At 55.9% G+C, this 13,549-nt stretch carries 16 protein-coding genes; 8 read left to right on the top strand and 8 right to left on the bottom strand.

Going from position 1 to position 13,549, the window contains the following annotated elements; translation table 11 throughout:
• Positions 1 to 103: 103 nt before the first annotated feature.
• Both OA238_RS03790 and phaC read right to left on the bottom strand, forming a co-directional pair.
• Entirely contained in the window at positions 104 to 553 is a 450-nt protein-coding gene (locus OA238_RS03790) for a phasin family protein (RefSeq protein WP_015494146.1), read from the bottom strand.
• Between the two features lie 201 nt (positions 554 to 754).
• A complete protein-coding gene (phaC, locus tag OA238_RS03785) occupies positions 755 to 2,578 on the bottom strand; it encodes a class I poly(R)-hydroxyalkanoic acid synthase (RefSeq protein ID WP_015494145.1) in 1,824 nt (607 codons plus the stop codon).
• Positions 2,579 to 2,728: 150 nt separating this feature from the next.
• Here phaC and phaZ point away from each other — a divergent pair, with 150 nt between their 5' ends.
• Positions 2,729 to 4,141: a polyhydroxyalkanoate depolymerase gene (gene phaZ / locus OA238_RS03780; protein ID WP_015494144.1), complete on the top strand. Its 1,413-nt coding sequence runs from the start codon at positions 2,729 to 2,731 to the stop codon at positions 4,139 to 4,141.
• 258 nt (positions 4,142 to 4,399) lie between these two features.
• Here phaZ and OA238_RS03775 read toward each other — a convergent pair whose 3' ends face one another.
• From OA238_RS03775 to OA238_RS03760, 4 genes are all read right to left on the bottom strand, one after another.
• Positions 4,400 to 5,110, bottom strand: a complete 711-nt coding sequence (locus tag OA238_RS03775) for an alpha/beta fold hydrolase (RefSeq protein WP_015494143.1) — start codon at positions 5,108 to 5,110, stop codon at positions 4,400 to 4,402.
• A 9-nt stretch (positions 5,111 to 5,119) separates the two neighbouring features.
• Positions 5,120 to 5,458, bottom strand: a complete 339-nt coding sequence (locus OA238_RS03770; RefSeq protein WP_144055822.1) for a hypothetical protein — start codon at positions 5,456 to 5,458, stop codon at positions 5,120 to 5,122.
• Between the two features lie 71 nt (positions 5,459 to 5,529).
• Positions 5,530 to 5,808 (bottom strand): IS3 family transposase, encoded by a 279-nt coding sequence (locus OA238_RS03765; RefSeq protein ID WP_015494142.1) that lies wholly within the window; start codon positions 5,806 to 5,808, stop codon positions 5,530 to 5,532.
• A 73-nt stretch (positions 5,809 to 5,881) separates the two neighbouring features.
• Positions 5,882 to 6,637, bottom strand: coding sequence for an alpha/beta hydrolase (locus OA238_RS03760; RefSeq protein WP_015494141.1), 756 nt, complete (start codon positions 6,635 to 6,637; stop codon positions 5,882 to 5,884).
• 77 nt (positions 6,638 to 6,714) lie between these two features.
• Here OA238_RS03760 and OA238_RS03755 point away from each other — a divergent pair, with 77 nt between their 5' ends.
• The 7 genes from OA238_RS03755 (at position 6,715) to OA238_RS03725 (ending at position 12,750) form a co-directional block, all read left to right on the top strand.
• Positions 6,715 to 7,473, top strand: a complete 759-nt coding sequence (locus OA238_RS03755) for an ArsR/SmtB family transcription factor (RefSeq protein WP_015494140.1) — start codon at positions 6,715 to 6,717, stop codon at positions 7,471 to 7,473.
• An 11-nt stretch (positions 7,474 to 7,484) separates the two neighbouring features.
• The gene (locus OA238_RS03750; protein ID WP_015494139.1) at positions 7,485 to 7,793 is read left to right on the top strand and encodes an MAPEG family protein; all 309 of its coding nucleotides are present in this window, start codon (positions 7,485 to 7,487) and stop codon (positions 7,791 to 7,793) included.
• A 276-nt stretch (positions 7,794 to 8,069) separates the two neighbouring features.
• Positions 8,070 to 10,019 carry a threonine--tRNA ligase gene (gene thrS, locus OA238_RS03745; protein ID WP_015494138.1) on the top strand — a complete coding sequence of 650 codons (1,950 nt, stop codon included), beginning with the start codon at positions 8,070 to 8,072 and terminating at the stop codon, positions 10,017 to 10,019.
• A 215-nt stretch (positions 10,020 to 10,234) separates the two neighbouring features.
• A complete protein-coding gene (locus tag OA238_RS03740) occupies positions 10,235 to 10,537 on the top strand; it encodes a BufA1 family periplasmic bufferin-type metallophore (RefSeq protein WP_015494137.1) in 303 nt (100 codons plus the stop codon).
• Positions 10,538 to 10,612: 75 nt separating this feature from the next.
• The gene (gene bufB, locus OA238_RS03735) at positions 10,613 to 11,473 is read left to right on the top strand and encodes an MNIO family bufferin maturase (protein WP_015494136.1); all 861 of its coding nucleotides are present in this window, start codon (positions 10,613 to 10,615) and stop codon (positions 11,471 to 11,473) included.
• Positions 11,470 to 12,204, top strand: a complete 735-nt coding sequence (locus OA238_RS03730) for an HvfC/BufC N-terminal domain-containing protein (RefSeq protein ID WP_015494135.1) — start codon at positions 11,470 to 11,472, stop codon at positions 12,202 to 12,204. The genes bufB and OA238_RS03730 overlap by 4 nt, the downstream gene beginning before the upstream one ends.
• Positions 12,205 to 12,216: 12 nt before the next feature.
• Positions 12,217 to 12,750 (top strand): DoxX family protein, encoded by a 534-nt coding sequence (locus OA238_RS03725; RefSeq protein ID WP_015494134.1) that lies wholly within the window; start codon positions 12,217 to 12,219, stop codon positions 12,748 to 12,750.
• Here the strand turns inward: OA238_RS03725 and OA238_RS03720 are convergent.
• Both OA238_RS03720 and OA238_RS03715 read right to left on the bottom strand, forming a co-directional pair.
• Positions 12,747 to 13,112, bottom strand: coding sequence for a hypothetical protein (locus OA238_RS03720; RefSeq protein WP_015494133.1), 366 nt, complete (start codon positions 13,110 to 13,112; stop codon positions 12,747 to 12,749). The genes OA238_RS03725 and OA238_RS03720 overlap by 4 nt on opposite strands.
• A gap of 9 nt (positions 13,113 to 13,121) precedes the next feature.
• Entirely contained in the window at positions 13,122 to 13,448 is a 327-nt protein-coding gene (locus OA238_RS03715) for an arsenate reductase family protein (protein WP_015494132.1), read from the bottom strand.
• Between the last annotated feature and the right edge of the window lie 101 nt (positions 13,449 to 13,549).

Below are 13,549 nucleotides of genomic sequence, written 5' to 3'. Positions count from 1 at the left end.
GCAACGCAGCAAATGAAAAGGGCGTGCTGTCGGGAGGAACAGCACGCCCTTTGAAAAGACGTCGCGCTTCGGGAGGAGAAAGCGCGTATCTATTTTCGGACCATTACTTTGCAGTCGTGGCTTTCTTAGTAGCAGCAGCCACGTCATCAGTTGCTTTTTTCGCAGCAGCAGAGATGTCTTCGCCCATGTCTTTGCCTGCAGCCATCATCAATTCCAGCGCTTCTGTCTGAACGGACTTAGCGATTTCAGCGAAAGACGCCATGTGCTCAGCAGCCGCTTCAGCAGACGCAGTTGCAAAGTCGGATACGGATTTCGCGTAGTCAGCTGGCTCTGCTTTAGCAGTGGAAAGCGCTGTCATTTTTGTCAGCGTGTCCTGTGCCCATTTCGCGGATAGGTCAGTGGATTTCTGCGCAGCAGTCAAGGAAACAGCGGACAGTTTTTCGTTCAACGAAGACTGCGTTTTGATCGCGTCGTCCATTGCTTTTGTGTCTACTGGGAACGAACCCATCATGTCTTTCATGACAGCGGTGAAATCTAGTGTCTTAGCAGCCATTTTGGTGCTCCTTAAATATTGGTGCCGGAACATTCCGACGTTTCTTTTCTGCACCCTATCTATATGCTGCAGCGCAGCATTTCAAGTTTATTCTGCACTGCAGCATAAAAAATCGGATTGCGGCTTAAGCCTAAGAAAACACAGTATTTCCTACGCTCAGTCCAACAGCCTGTGATTGCAATCGACTAAAAATAGCCGATTTCATGCCACCTTGGAGCGTAAAACATAGGTCCCGGGGGCCGGTGTCAGCGGCGGGTGAGTCGCCGATCCAGGTGTGCGGGCATCAATCTTCTTGCCTGACTTCTTGGCCAACCAGTCGCCCCACATCGGCCACCATGATCCCTCGTGTTGCTGCGCGCCCGCCTCCCAGTCTTCAGGGCTGAGCGACAGGTCAGCATTCGTCCAATAGCCGTACTTTTTCTTGGATGGCGGGTTCACAATGCCCGCTATGTGGCCGGAACCGGACAGGATGAATGTCTTATCCTTTGATCCCATCTGCTGCACGCCACGGAACGATGATTTCCATGCGGCAATGTGATCGCTTTCACACGCAATCGCACAGATCGGGACCTCAACATCCACAATCTTGGCGGATATGCCCGCCACATCAAAGCCGCTGGTTGCGAACTTATCGTCCTGACACAGGCCGCGCAGATATTCGATCGCCATCTTCCCCGGAAGATTCGTGCCATCGCCATTCCAATACAGCAGATCAAACGCGGGCGGTGCTTCGCCCAGCATGTAGCTGCGAATGGCTGGCTGATAGATCAAATCGTTTGACCGCAAATAGCTGAACGTCCGGCTCATGAAATAACTGTCAAGAAAACCGGCCTGCATAACCTCGGCTTCTATCCCGTCGACGAAATCGTCGTTCAAAAAGACGCCAACCTCTCCGCGTTCGGAAAAATCGGTCAGGGTGGTAAACAAGGTGGCGGAATTCACATAATCAATGCCACGCTCTTTCATCACCGTCAGCGTCATCGACAGCGTCGTGCCCGCGATGCAATAGCCCACCGCATTGACCTTCTCAACGGCACAAATCTCGCGCACGGTTTCAAACGCCGTAAGATATCCGTCTTCGACATAATCCGTCATCCCGATGTCACGGAAGGTTTCATCGGCATTGGCCCAAGACACCACAAACAGCGTGAACCCCTGATCGACGATCCATTTGATCAAAGAACTTTGGTCTTTCAGATCAAGAATGTAAAACTTGTTGATCCACGGCGGGAAAATGATCAGCGGCGTAGCATGGACCTTTTCGGTGCTCGGCGCGTATTGGATCAGTTCAAACATATGGTTGCGGAAAACCACCTCACCCGGTGTCGTCGCAAGGTTTTCACCTACCGTAAACGCCTTCTTATCGGCCAGTGACACGACCAATTCACCGTCGTTGGCTTCTAGGTCGGCAATCATGTTTTCCAAACCCCGCACAAGGCTGTCACCTTCAGTTTCAACGGCTTTGGTCAGGGCATCGGGGTTGGTGGCCAGAAAATTTGTCGGGCTCAGCATATCAACGATCTGATGACTGAAAAATTCCAAACGGCTCTTTTCAGACTGATCCAGCCCCTCCATTTCGCTCACAGCTTTGTCCACGGCTTGCGCGTTCAACATATATTGCTGCTTGAGAAAGTTGAAATACGGATGCGATTGCCACAACGGGTTGGCGAAGCGTCGATCCGTAGGTGTGTCATCGGCGGGCGCTGCAAGATTGCCTTTGCTGAACGCTTGTTGGGCATCCACATAGTGCTGAAACGTTTTGCCCCAATATCCGATCTGCTGTTCGATGATTTTAGAAGGATTCTGTATCATTTCCTGAAACGCGACCTTACCGGCCTTGGTGTAAAGCTCCGGCGCCGGGCCCTGCAAATCCTGCGGCACCTCACGCTTGTTCGACATGGCTCCCATCAGTCGCTGCGTAAGCTCCTGAATACGCTTCATGTTTTTTTCTAGCTTCGGCAATGCAGCAGACTGGGGCTCACTGAATTCGGTGGATTGACCGTTTGTTGAATCGTCTGTTGTCATATCACAGTCGCCTTCTTATTGTGCAGTTGCAGCATTTACGGCTTTCTCTCTGTTTTGACAGCGGAATCGTAAGTGCCAGAACATATCGCGGCTCACAACTGGTCAATAGGCCACAACATGAGCGAGCGACCAAAGCCCGAAGGTGAGCAAATGAAGTATATGGCATCTTACGACATGATGGAAACGGTTAGGAACACCAACGAATGGTTGGGCGCAACAGCGCGTGCCATAGGGTCCTCTCCGGCAGTTGCCATGTGGCCAAACCCATCGATGGAAATGCTGCGCGCTTGGGGCGAAGTGACCGAACGCAGCTTTGCGCGGATGGTGATGAAACCTGACTGGGGCATTTGGACATTCTCCGAGGATGGCCGCGACCACCTCGTGCAGATCCAGACCGTCGTCAGCAAACCCTTTGGCGATCTGTTGTATTTTGCAATTCCGGGCCGCAAAACCCGCAAACGCCGCGTGCTTTTGGTCGCGCCGATGTCGGGCCACTACGCGACGCTGCTGCGCAAAACCGTGATCTCACTGATGGCAGACTGCGAAGTCTACGTCACCGATTGGCACAACGCCCGCGACATTCCTATGTCCGAGGGAAAATTTGACGTCGAAGATTACACGCTCTACCTCGTCGATTTCATGCGCGAACTCGGGCCCGACACCCACGTCGTTGCCGTGTGCCAGCCCGTCCCGTTGACCTTGGCCGCTGTCGCCTACCTCGCCGAAGACGATCCATCCGCACAGCCGCGGTCCATGACCCTGATCGGCGGTCCCGTCGATCCAGAAGCCAACCACACAGACGTCACCGATTTTGGTCGCACCGTCACCATGGGCCAGCTTGAACAATCAGCGATCCAGCGCGTGGGCTTCAAATACGCCGGCGTCGGCCGCAAGGTCTATCCGGGCATGTTGCAATTGGCGTCGTTCATTTCCATGAACAACGAAACCCACTCTGACGCGTTCAAGAACCAGATCGCAGCCGTCGCAAGCGGAGAAGCGTCAGAACATGACAAGCACAACACGTTCTATGACGAATATCTCTCGGTGATGGACATGACGGCGGAATTCTATCTGTCCACCGTACAGCGCATCTTTAAAGACCGCGAAATCGCCACCAACAGCTTTACCGTGGATGGCCGCGCCGTAGACATCGGGAAAATCACCACTGTCGCCGTGAAAATCGTCGAAGGTGAAAACGATGATATCTCGGCACCGGGCCAGTGCTTGGCCGCCCTTGATCTGCTGACCGGCCTGCCCGACAGCAAAAAGGCGTCCCACCTTGAACCAGGCGCGGGTCACTACGGCATCTTTGCTGGCAAAAGCTGGCGTGAAAACATCCGGCCATTGGTGCTCGACTTTATCGACGCCAATTCAGAAGACGAAGCGGCCACCAAAGAGCCTGCAAAACCCGCGTTGGCACCGGCTGACGTCGAAAAAACGACAGTAAAACCCGTAAAGACTGCCGCCGTTACGCCTGAAAAATCCGAGCCCCTGGCCAGCAAGACGGCAGACGTTGTGCCGTTGGACACCAAAGCACCTAAAAAGGCAGCCGCGAAAAAGTAAGCGGGGTCGCGCTTGCGGCGCGGTTCGCGCGGAGCTGACCGCAAGGTGGCCCAATAAAGTCGGCAGTCATCACGATGACTGCCGACGTACGATTGTCAGACCTGACCGACCCACCACCACCACCACGGCAGCAATCGCCCGCGCAAATGACAAGAACACCAAAACAAGTAACCCTGTCTTTATTCCGTCATTGCTTCAAAAATATCCCGGGGAGTCCGCAGGACGGGGCAGAGCCCCCCCTTCTCAGCAACCCAATTCTCAGCGCAAAACCAACGGCTGGCGCATCCACGTATACAGCGCCTCGGTTGTGCCTTCGGGGTCTTCCAGCATCACCGTGTGGCCAACGCCATGCAGCACGCCTAACTTGGCGTATGGAATCAATTCCGCAAGAAATTCCTGCCGTTTCAGCGGCACGATCTGGTCATCTTCCCCCGCCAAAATTAACGTCGGCTGGGTAATGCGGCGCAGGGTGCTTTGCTGGTCCCGCCGCCGCTGCATCGCGCGTTCTTGGCGCACATAGGTATCAGCCCCCAATGACATCGCCATTTCCTGCATTTCGGCGATCGAATGGGCGCGAAGCGGCCCTCCCCCGATATGACGGGGCAAAATATCATTCCTCAACATCGGCTCGAAACGGCCAGATTTTGCGCCAATCATCCGTGGTTCGCGGTCTGCGGCCTCTTGCGGGGTGTCGCTCAGCGGGTTGGTCCCGATCAGCGCCAGCCGAATAACACGTTCCGGCGCACGGCGGATCAGCTCAAGCGCGATCGCACCGCCCAAACCATGACCACACAGCGCAAATTTTGTTGGCAAACACGACAGCAATTCGGATGCAATTTCTTCGATCCGGTCGCCCATGCACACAGGCGCAATCGTCACGGGGCGTTGGTAGCTCAGCACCGTCAGCTGGGTCGCCCAGACACGCGCGTCACACATCATACCTGGCAATAAAACGAGGGGTTCTGCCATGCGTGCTTTCTAATTTATCCGGTTGCCTGTTGAGGTTGATTGTTCATGCGTCAGCCCCAGACGCAACCCCAATCTCGGGCAGGTTCGAAACTGCGCGTCTCTGTGCGTCGATAGATCTCGCGCCCAGTCGATAATGCGCTGCGCCAATGGGGCAGTCTGGTTCGGGCTAAACACATCGCCCGCCATAATGTGGCCCATTTCATCATCAGGCGGCCCTTGCACCAAGATATCTTCGCGCACAGCCCCACCCCACCGCGCCATCATTTTGTGCGTCTTCAAAGGGCTGACCACCTGATCGGTTTCGCCAAAGGCAAAATAGGCGGGGACTTGGACGCGTTCGATCATCATTGTTGTCATGCTCCTTCATTTTAGAAGCATGGCCCAAATTACCGATACACTGAAGATGGTGGCGTTATCGGCTACAGTTGATCCACTGGATCAATTTTTAAACGCCGCAACTTTAACACATCCCTCTCCTCGCGGAGAAGCTGAACTTCCCTGCGCAGGCAGGCATTTTCTTTCTCAACGTCCTCGTGCGGACCTGCCATAAGGTCATCATGCTGATGCTTTTGGACCCACTTGTTTAGCGTCCAAAGCCCACTCCCAAAATTTGACGCCGCTTGTGGTCTTGTCAGACCGCTGGTCGCTGCGATGCGCACCGCATCACAGCGAAACTCGTCGGTGTATCTCCTTGCCATTCTCAATCTCCTTCATAGCAAACATTGCTCAAAAGTGACCGGAACCAAACCGTGGCAAGACCAGCTTGCCTGCCTAGCGCGTTCCTGTTTCTCGCGCCGCAAGCACATCTGTGATCGACGCCACAATAAGCTCCAAACACGCGGCGTCCGAAAACGAATGATCCGCCTCGTCCACCAACGTGAGCCGCATGTCCGCGCACTCGGCATGCTCAAACAATTTCAACGCCGTGCTCACAGGGACAGACGTGTCCGCCGTGCCCTGCAGGAATCGCACCGCACACGGCAATGACAACGGCTTGCGCAAAACGAAACGATCCCGCCCCTCTTCAATCAACCGCTTGGTGATGATGTAGGGATCGCCGTACTCGGACGGCACGGCCACGCGGCCCTCGGCCTCAAGTTCTGCCTTTTGTGCCGCGTCGAAGCCCACCCAAAACCCGTCCTCGGTAAAATCAGCGGCCGCAGCAATCGTCACCAGACCTGCGACGCGGCCGGACTGCGCGCGCGCGATCTGCAACGATATCCAGCCGCCCATGCTCGATCCGACCAGAACCACCGGCCCCGCGATCAGGTCCAACATGGCGGTTGCGTCGTCAAACCAATCGCCAATGCAGCCATCTTCAAATTCGCCACTGCTTTCGCCGTGCCCAGAATAGTCGAATCGCAAGAACGCTCGACCCACCTTTTTGGCCCAGTTTTCGAGGAATACTGCCTTCGTGCCGTTCATGTCGGACTTAAATCCACCCAAAAAAACCACCATTGGCCCCGTGCCATCGGTCAAATGATAGGCAATTGTGCGCTTTTGCGGTGTCACGAAAGTATCAGTCATTTCAAATCCCTAACCTGTACTTTTGTCAGCCTACATCAGCCAGTCACGTAGGTAAAATACGTCACCCACAAATATCCATGGACCACATCTTCAAAGCCCTCGCCGATCCGACTCGCCAAAAACTTCTGGATGCCTTGCGCCAAAAAGACGGCCAAACCCTGACCGATCTGGAATCCAGCCTCGATATGACCCGCTTTGGCGTGATGAAGCACCTCAAACTGCTTGAAGACGCCAATCTCATCGTCACCCGCAAATCGGAGCGTTTCAAATATCACTATCTGAACGCAGTCCCCCTGCAGGAGGTCATGGACCGCTGGGTCGCACCGTTTCTGCAACCCCAAGCCAAAGACCTAAGTGATCTAAAATTCAAACTTGAAAAGGATACCAAAATGTCAAAACCGGATTTCATGATGCAAACCTTTATCCGCTGTAGCCAAGACGCCTTGTGGGATGCGCTGACGCAGGCCGATGACATGGCGCGTTACCATTTCGCCTGCAACGTGGTGCAGGGGAACGCCGCTGTGGGTCAGGCGACAGATTTCATCAAACCTGACGGGCGTGCGATGCTGCGCCAAGTGACCTCCGCGCTCGATCCCAAGACAAAAATCGCCATGACGTTCGAGCCGCTGTTCATGGGCCCCGACGCCCCACCCAGTCACATGACCTATGAAATCGAACCGAGCCACGACAACGAAGAGGGTAACATCTGCAAACTCACGATCGAACATTTCGATATTGCACAAGGTCAGGACGGCTTTGGCGAAGGTTGGGCGCGCCTCACCGCATCACTGAAATCTTTCCTTGAGAGGGGTAATCCGCTCAAGGCGGCAATGTAGGGGGCGCTGACATGGATTTTCCAACTGAACTTGGCGTTTTGACCTGCCTGATGATCCTCGCGGCCTCGCTGTGGATTCCCTTTATCATCAGATCGGGGTCTAACGCGGGTACTGTGGACGGGTTTGATCGCCCCTATGACGTCGCCAAACTGAAACCGTGGGTGCACCGCGCGTTTCGCGCCCACCCGAACCTGGTCGAACAGGCGTTCCCGTTTGCGGTGCTGGTTCTGATCATCGACCGGATGGATGGCTTCACCGCGCTGACATATTGGACCGCCATCGCGCTCTTCTGGCTGCACGTGTGCATGCAGTCGGGATGATATTGGGGATCGCGAAAATGCCCCTGCGCCCGATCCGTTTTGTGCTGGGCTGGGTCTGCACCCTGATCATGGCCTAGGCGGCTTTTGCGGCCATTTGATCCGCCAAAGGCAACAGGCTGTACATACAAGTTGTGTACAGCCTGTGTACGGGATCTGTACGCGACGCACAGCCCGTTTCACCGCGCTTGACAGACAGCACCGTCGCGTTCAAAACGCCCCCACACATAACCCGCAACCGGGCGCTTTTGTAGGCGCCAAACTGACGAGGAGCCCAAGATGGCCCAGCAGATTTCCCTTACATTTCCCGACGGCAACGCACGTCAATACGACGCAGGTGTCACCCCTGCCGTCGTCGCCGCATCCATCGCGTCCTCATTGGCAAAAAAGGCGATTTCAGCCACTGTGAACGGCGAACATTGGGACATGGCATGGCCCATCAACGCCGACGCATCCGTCGCCATCAACACCATGAAAGACGAAGCCCCAGCGCTGGAACTTATCCGCCACGATCTTGCGCATATCATGGCGCGCGCGGTGCAAGAACTTTGGCCCGATACACAAGTCACCATCGGCCCCGTCATCAAAGACGGCTGGTACTATGACTTTGATCGCAAAAAACCTTTTACGCCAGATGACCTCGCCACCATCGAAAAGAAGATGAAAGAAATCATCAACAAACGCGACGCCGTGCGCACCGAAGTATGGGACCGTGAGGTGGCAATCAAATACTACGAAGACCGTGGTGAGCCGTACAAAGTCGAACTGATCAACGGCATCCCCGGCGACGAACCGCTGCGGATGTATTGGCACGGCGATTGGCAGGATCTGTGCCGTGGCCCGCATCTGCAAAACACCGGCCAAGTGCCGGGCGATTCATGGAAACTGATGTCCATCGCCGGTGCCTATTGGCGTGGCGATAGCGACCGCGCCATGCTGCAACGCATCTACGGCGTGGCGTTCCAGAACAAGGAACAGCTGCGCGCGCATATGAACATGCTTGAGGAAGCCGCCAAACGCGACCACCGCAAACTGGGCCGTGAAATGGACCTGTTCCACATGCAAGAAGAAGCCCCCGGGCAGATTTTCTGGCACCCCAACGGCTGGCTGATTTATACGCAATTACAAGACTATATGCGCCGCAAACAACGCGCGGGCGGCTACGTTGAAGTCAACACGCCACAGGTTGTGGATCGCAAGTTGTGGGAACAATCCGGTCACTGGGAAAAGTACCAAGAACACATGTTTGTCGTCGAAGTCGACGAAGACCACGCACGCGAAAAGTCGGTGAACGCCCTGAAGCCGATGAACTGCCCCTGCCATGTGCTGATTTATAACCAAGGCCTAAAAAGCTACCGCGACCTGCCCATGCGCATGGCGGAATTCGGATCGTGTAACCGCTACGAACCCTCCGGCGCGCTGCATGGCATCATGCGCGTGCGCGGGTTCACCCAAGACGACGCACATATTTTCTGCACCGAAGACCAGATCGAAGAAGAGACACTGACCTACATTGAATTTCTGACTGGCGTTTACAAAGACCTCGGGTTTGAAAATTTCAAAGTCAAATTCTCCGACCGTCCCGACACACGGGCCGGATCGGATGAGGTGTGGGACAAAGCTGAAACCGCACTTCTTGCGGCGACGCGCAAGGCTGGCATCGAACCGGAACTCAACCCCGGCGAAGGCGCATTCTATGGCCCGAAACTGGAATTTGTGCTGACCGATGCGATTGGCCGTGACTGGCAATGTGGCACCCACCAAGTCGATTTTGTGCTGCCAGACCGCCTTGACGCAAACTACATCGGCGCGGACGGTGAAAAGCACCGCCCCGTCATGTTGCACCGCGCCACCCTTGGGTCATTCGAGCGTTTCATCGGTATCCTGATCGAAGAACACGCGGGCAAATTACCGTTCTGGCTGGCTCCGCGACAGGTCGTTGTGGCGTCTATCATCTCGGACGCGGATGATTACGTGCGCGAGGTCGTTGCAGCCCTGCAAGCCAAAGGCGTGCGCGCAGAGGCCGACATTCGCAACGAAAAGATCAACTATAAGGTCCGTGAACATTCCCTCGGCAAGGTTCCAGTGATCCTAGCCTGCGGTGCGCGCGAAGTCGAAGAACGCACAGTGTCCGTGCGGCGCCTCGGTGATAAACAAACTTCTGTAACAACTCTCGCGGTGATCGTGGAAGATTTGCAAATATCGGCCACACCACCTGATCTTTTGTAACATTCCGGCACTGGAAGGTGTTACAGGCCCGACCGTTTCAGACGGTCGGGCCTTTGTTTTCAGGGGGCTAGCCCGAACGAGCACCTCGCGCAAAATCACACGCCCGCGATGCACGGCCCCGTGAGTGGCTTTGAAACGTAGTGCCATTCTAATGTTGCTTAGTCGCCAATCACGGCGCGCTACATTCGCAACCCAAAGCAACAGGAAATCTTCTCATGTCCAAGACTACATCAACCTTCGCACTCGCAGCATCCGTCGCAACAGCCATCGCTGGTATGGCATCCGTCGCCCACGCACAAGAAAACGTAAAATGCTACGGCATCTCACTTGCTGGCGAAAACGGCTGCGCCGCTGGCCCCGGCACAACCTGCGCCGGCACGTCCTCGGTCGATTATCAGGGTAACGCATGGACACTGGTTCCAGCTGGCACCTGTGAAGAGACTACAATCGAGGCGATGGACGGCGGCGAAAACCGTATGGGTTCGCTCGAAGCACTGGCACGCGACGTACCAGCATAAGCTAACCGCGTCCGTTTCATGACAAAGACGCCCACCTGTATTAAGGTGGGCGTCAGTCCATAAGGAGCCAGCCTGATGTTTGACGCTGTTACCAACCCCCTGCCCCATCGTCCCGGCGTCGGCTACAAAGCCCAACATTTCAACGCGATCATCGACGACGCTGGGCCCGTTGGCTGGCTGGAAGTCCATGCTGAAAACTATATGGGACTGGGCGGTCGCCCCCTTGCACAACTGCGTCATCTTTCCGAAAAATTTCCGATGTCCGTTCACGGCGTCGGGCTGAGCATTGGTGGTGAGGGCCGCCTTGACGCCGATCACCTCGCCCGACTGAAAACGCTTTGCGACTGGCTCCAACCGGCCAGTTTCAGTGAACATCTTGCATGGTCGACACATGACAGCGCGTTTTTGAACGACCTTTTGCCGCTGCCCTACACCGCCGCAACAGTGACCCGTGTCGCGGACCACATAGACGAAGTGCAAACAACGCTGGGTCGCCAGATGCTGCTCGAAAACCCGTCGAGCTATTTGGCCTTCGCCGAAAGCGATATGACCGAAACGGATTTCTTGGCGCAAATCGCCGCGCGCACCGGATGCGGCCTGCTGCTTGATGTGAACAACGTTTTTGTTTCAGCCGTCAATCTGGGCTATTCACCGCAAGGCTATATTGATGCCTACCCACTTGATCACGTTGGCGAAATCCATCTTGGTAGCCATGATGAAGACGAAGACGAAACCGGCGCGCCACTGCTGATCGACAGCCACGGGCGCAAAGTTGTGGACCCTGTCTGGTCGTTGCTAAATTATACGCTGGTGAAATCCGGGCCCAAGCCGTTGCTGATAGAATGGGACACGGATGTCCCCGAATGGGCCGTCTTGCTCGAAGAAGTCAAACGGGCTGACATGGCGCTAAGTTCAATCTCGGCGGTTGCCGCGTGATCACAACACAATCTTCCTTTCGTGCGGCGCTATTGGACCCGACCAGCCCGCCACCGACAGGCCTGCGCAACCCCGATGGCGCGCAGGCGACAAAGCGGTTCGATGTCTATCGCAACAACGTCGCGGTCAGTTTAACGGACGCATTGGAAGCCGCGTTTCCGGTCGTTGCAAAACTGGTTGGGACCGATTTTTTCCGCGCGATGGCGGGGGTTTACCTGCGCGCGCATCCGCCAAAATCTCCCGTTTTGATGTTTTATGGCGATGATATGCCCGCGTTTCTTGCAGGGTTTGCACCAGCGAAAACGGTGCCCTATCTGCCCGATGTTGCCCATCTGGAACTGGCGCTGCGCCACAGTTACCATGCGGCTGACGCAACCCCGATTGCGCCAAATGCCTTGGCCCGGATCGCGCCAGACACGCTGCCAAACGTGACGTTCACCTTTGCGCCCTCGGTTCATTTGATCGCGTCGCGCTACCCGCTCCAATCAATCTGGCTGGCGAACACCACTGGGGGGGAGATCGGTGAGGTCGCGCAACCATGCCTCGTCACCCGACCCGAATTTGACCCGACCGTAGATGCCCTGACACCACAGCAGGCCGCCGTTTGCCGCGCCCTGATTGACGCCGCAACGCTTAGCCAAGCGTTGCGCCATGGCGGTTCGGGCTTTGACCTTGCCCCCCTTTTGGGTCTGCTTTTATCCCGCAATGCTTTAATTTCACTCAAGACCTGAAAGAGCCACACAATGATTGCCCTTTATGATCGCACCGCGAACGCCCTGAATACGTCTGCAGACACGATCCTGCCAACGCTGGCGCGGTTCGTCTTTGCCGCCACGCTGTTGTTCTATTTCTGGAACTCTGGCCTGACCAAATTTGATCTCAACCCGTTCAGCCCCGGATTGAACGGCTACGCGCAAATTTTCCCAAAAGCGATGGAGGCCGTGGGCTATGATGCCAGCCAGCTGTCGATGTTCCACTGGGCCGTTGTGGTGGCTGGAACGTTCGCAGAATTCATCTTGCCCTTGCTGATCGTGATCGGCTTGTTCACGCGGTTTGCGGCGTTCGGGATGATCGGGTTTGTTGTCGTGCAATCGTTGACGGACCTGTACGGCCATGGCGGGATCGACCAACCCACGACGCTGGGCGCATGGTTTGACGGGCTGCCGACTGGTACGATCCTTGATCAGCGGGCGTTCTGGATGGTGGTGCTGGTGACGCTGGTGCTAAAGGGCGCAGGCCCGCTGTCGGTGGATCGCCTGCTGATTAACCGCCGTTAAAAGTGGGCCTTTTCCTCATCCGGTTTGCCTGCTGCGATGGCTAGAATGCCGCCCAAGCCTGCGAACCCGATGGGGAACATCGTGGCCACGTTAAACCCGAAGGCTGCGTAAAACAGGGCCGCGCCCAACAGCAATCCGATGCCGCCCCACAGCGCGCGTGATTTGGCCATGGCCCCGCCCGCGATGCACAACAGCGGTGCGGCGAAACTGGCGAATTGGATGAAACCGGGGTTCTGGAACATGCCCAACTGCCCCGCCTCTGGCACCTGTTGTGTCAAGCTGACCCAGCCGAACCCGAACATCCCGACGAAGATGCCGATGATCCCCGCGATCAAGCCTAAAACTGTCGCTGCGTTGCGCATATCAAATTCCTACTTTTCTAATCCAAGGGCGGCTTTGGTGGCGGGCGTCCAGCCCTGATACCATGCGCCGTCTGTCTCAATAACGGGGCGCTTCATCAAGGTCGGATGCGCGGCGAGCAATGCGGCGGTGCCCAGCGCGCGTTCATCGTCCGACAGATTGCGCCATGTGGTCGAGCGCGTGTTGATCGCAGCGTCACCGAATGCCGCGATCATCGCCGCGCGGTCCGTCGCCAATACACCGTCAGCGCGCACATCAATCACGTCGACGTTGCGGTCCGCGAGGGTTTTCAACGCCTTACGGCAGGTGTCACATGATTTTAGGCCGAAAAAGCGCATATCATTTATCTTTCATAATCATCGGAAATTGTCCAAGTCTGGCCGCGGCTAAAGCCATAATTTTGGGTGATCGACCAATTGCGCCTCCGCCAACGCATCGC

Source organism: Octadecabacter arcticus 238, from assembly GCF_000155735.2.
In the GTDB taxonomy this organism is placed as follows: Bacteria; Pseudomonadota; Alphaproteobacteria; order Rhodobacterales; family Rhodobacteraceae; genus Octadecabacter; species Octadecabacter arcticus.
This window is presented reverse-complemented; position numbering and strand designations above follow the sequence as displayed.

Excerpts from the sequence above, each read along its gene's own strand:
- OA238_RS03790 (WP_015494146.1), bottom strand. The coding sequence starts at position 553 with ATGGCTGCTAAGACACTAGATTTCACCGCTGTCATGAAAGACATGATG.
- phaC (WP_015494145.1), bottom strand. The coding sequence starts at position 2,578 with ATGACAACAGACGATTCAACAAACGGTCAATCCACCGAATTCAGTGAG.
- phaZ (WP_015494144.1), top strand. The coding sequence starts at position 2,729 with ATGAAGTATATGGCATCTTACGACATGATGGAAACGGTTAGGAACACC.
- OA238_RS03775 (WP_015494143.1), bottom strand. The coding sequence starts at position 5,110 with ATGGCAGAACCCCTCGTTTTATTGCCAGGTATGATGTGTGACGCGCGT.
- OA238_RS03770 (WP_144055822.1), bottom strand. The coding sequence starts at position 5,458 with ATGATGATCGAACGCGTCCAAGTCCCCGCCTATTTTGCCTTTGGCGAA.
- OA238_RS03765 (WP_015494142.1), bottom strand. The coding sequence starts at position 5,808 with ATGGCAAGGAGATACACCGACGAGTTTCGCTGTGATGCGGTGCGCATC.
- OA238_RS03760 (WP_015494141.1), bottom strand. The coding sequence starts at position 6,637 with ATGACTGATACTTTCGTGACACCGCAAAAGCGCACAATTGCCTATCAT.
- OA238_RS03755 (WP_015494140.1), top strand. The coding sequence starts at position 6,715 with ATGGACCACATCTTCAAAGCCCTCGCCGATCCGACTCGCCAAAAACTT.
- OA238_RS03750 (WP_015494139.1), top strand. The coding sequence starts at position 7,485 with ATGGATTTTCCAACTGAACTTGGCGTTTTGACCTGCCTGATGATCCTC.
- thrS (WP_015494138.1), top strand. The coding sequence starts at position 8,070 with ATGGCCCAGCAGATTTCCCTTACATTTCCCGACGGCAACGCACGTCAA.
- OA238_RS03740 (WP_015494137.1), top strand. The coding sequence starts at position 10,235 with ATGTCCAAGACTACATCAACCTTCGCACTCGCAGCATCCGTCGCAACA.
- bufB (WP_015494136.1), top strand. The coding sequence starts at position 10,613 with ATGTTTGACGCTGTTACCAACCCCCTGCCCCATCGTCCCGGCGTCGGC.
- OA238_RS03725 (WP_015494134.1), top strand. The coding sequence starts at position 12,217 with ATGATTGCCCTTTATGATCGCACCGCGAACGCCCTGAATACGTCTGCA.
- OA238_RS03720 (WP_015494133.1), bottom strand. The coding sequence starts at position 13,112 with ATGCGCAACGCAGCGACAGTTTTAGGCTTGATCGCGGGGATCATCGGC.
- OA238_RS03715 (WP_015494132.1), bottom strand. The coding sequence starts at position 13,448 with ATGCGCTTTTTCGGCCTAAAATCATGTGACACCTGCCGTAAGGCGTTG.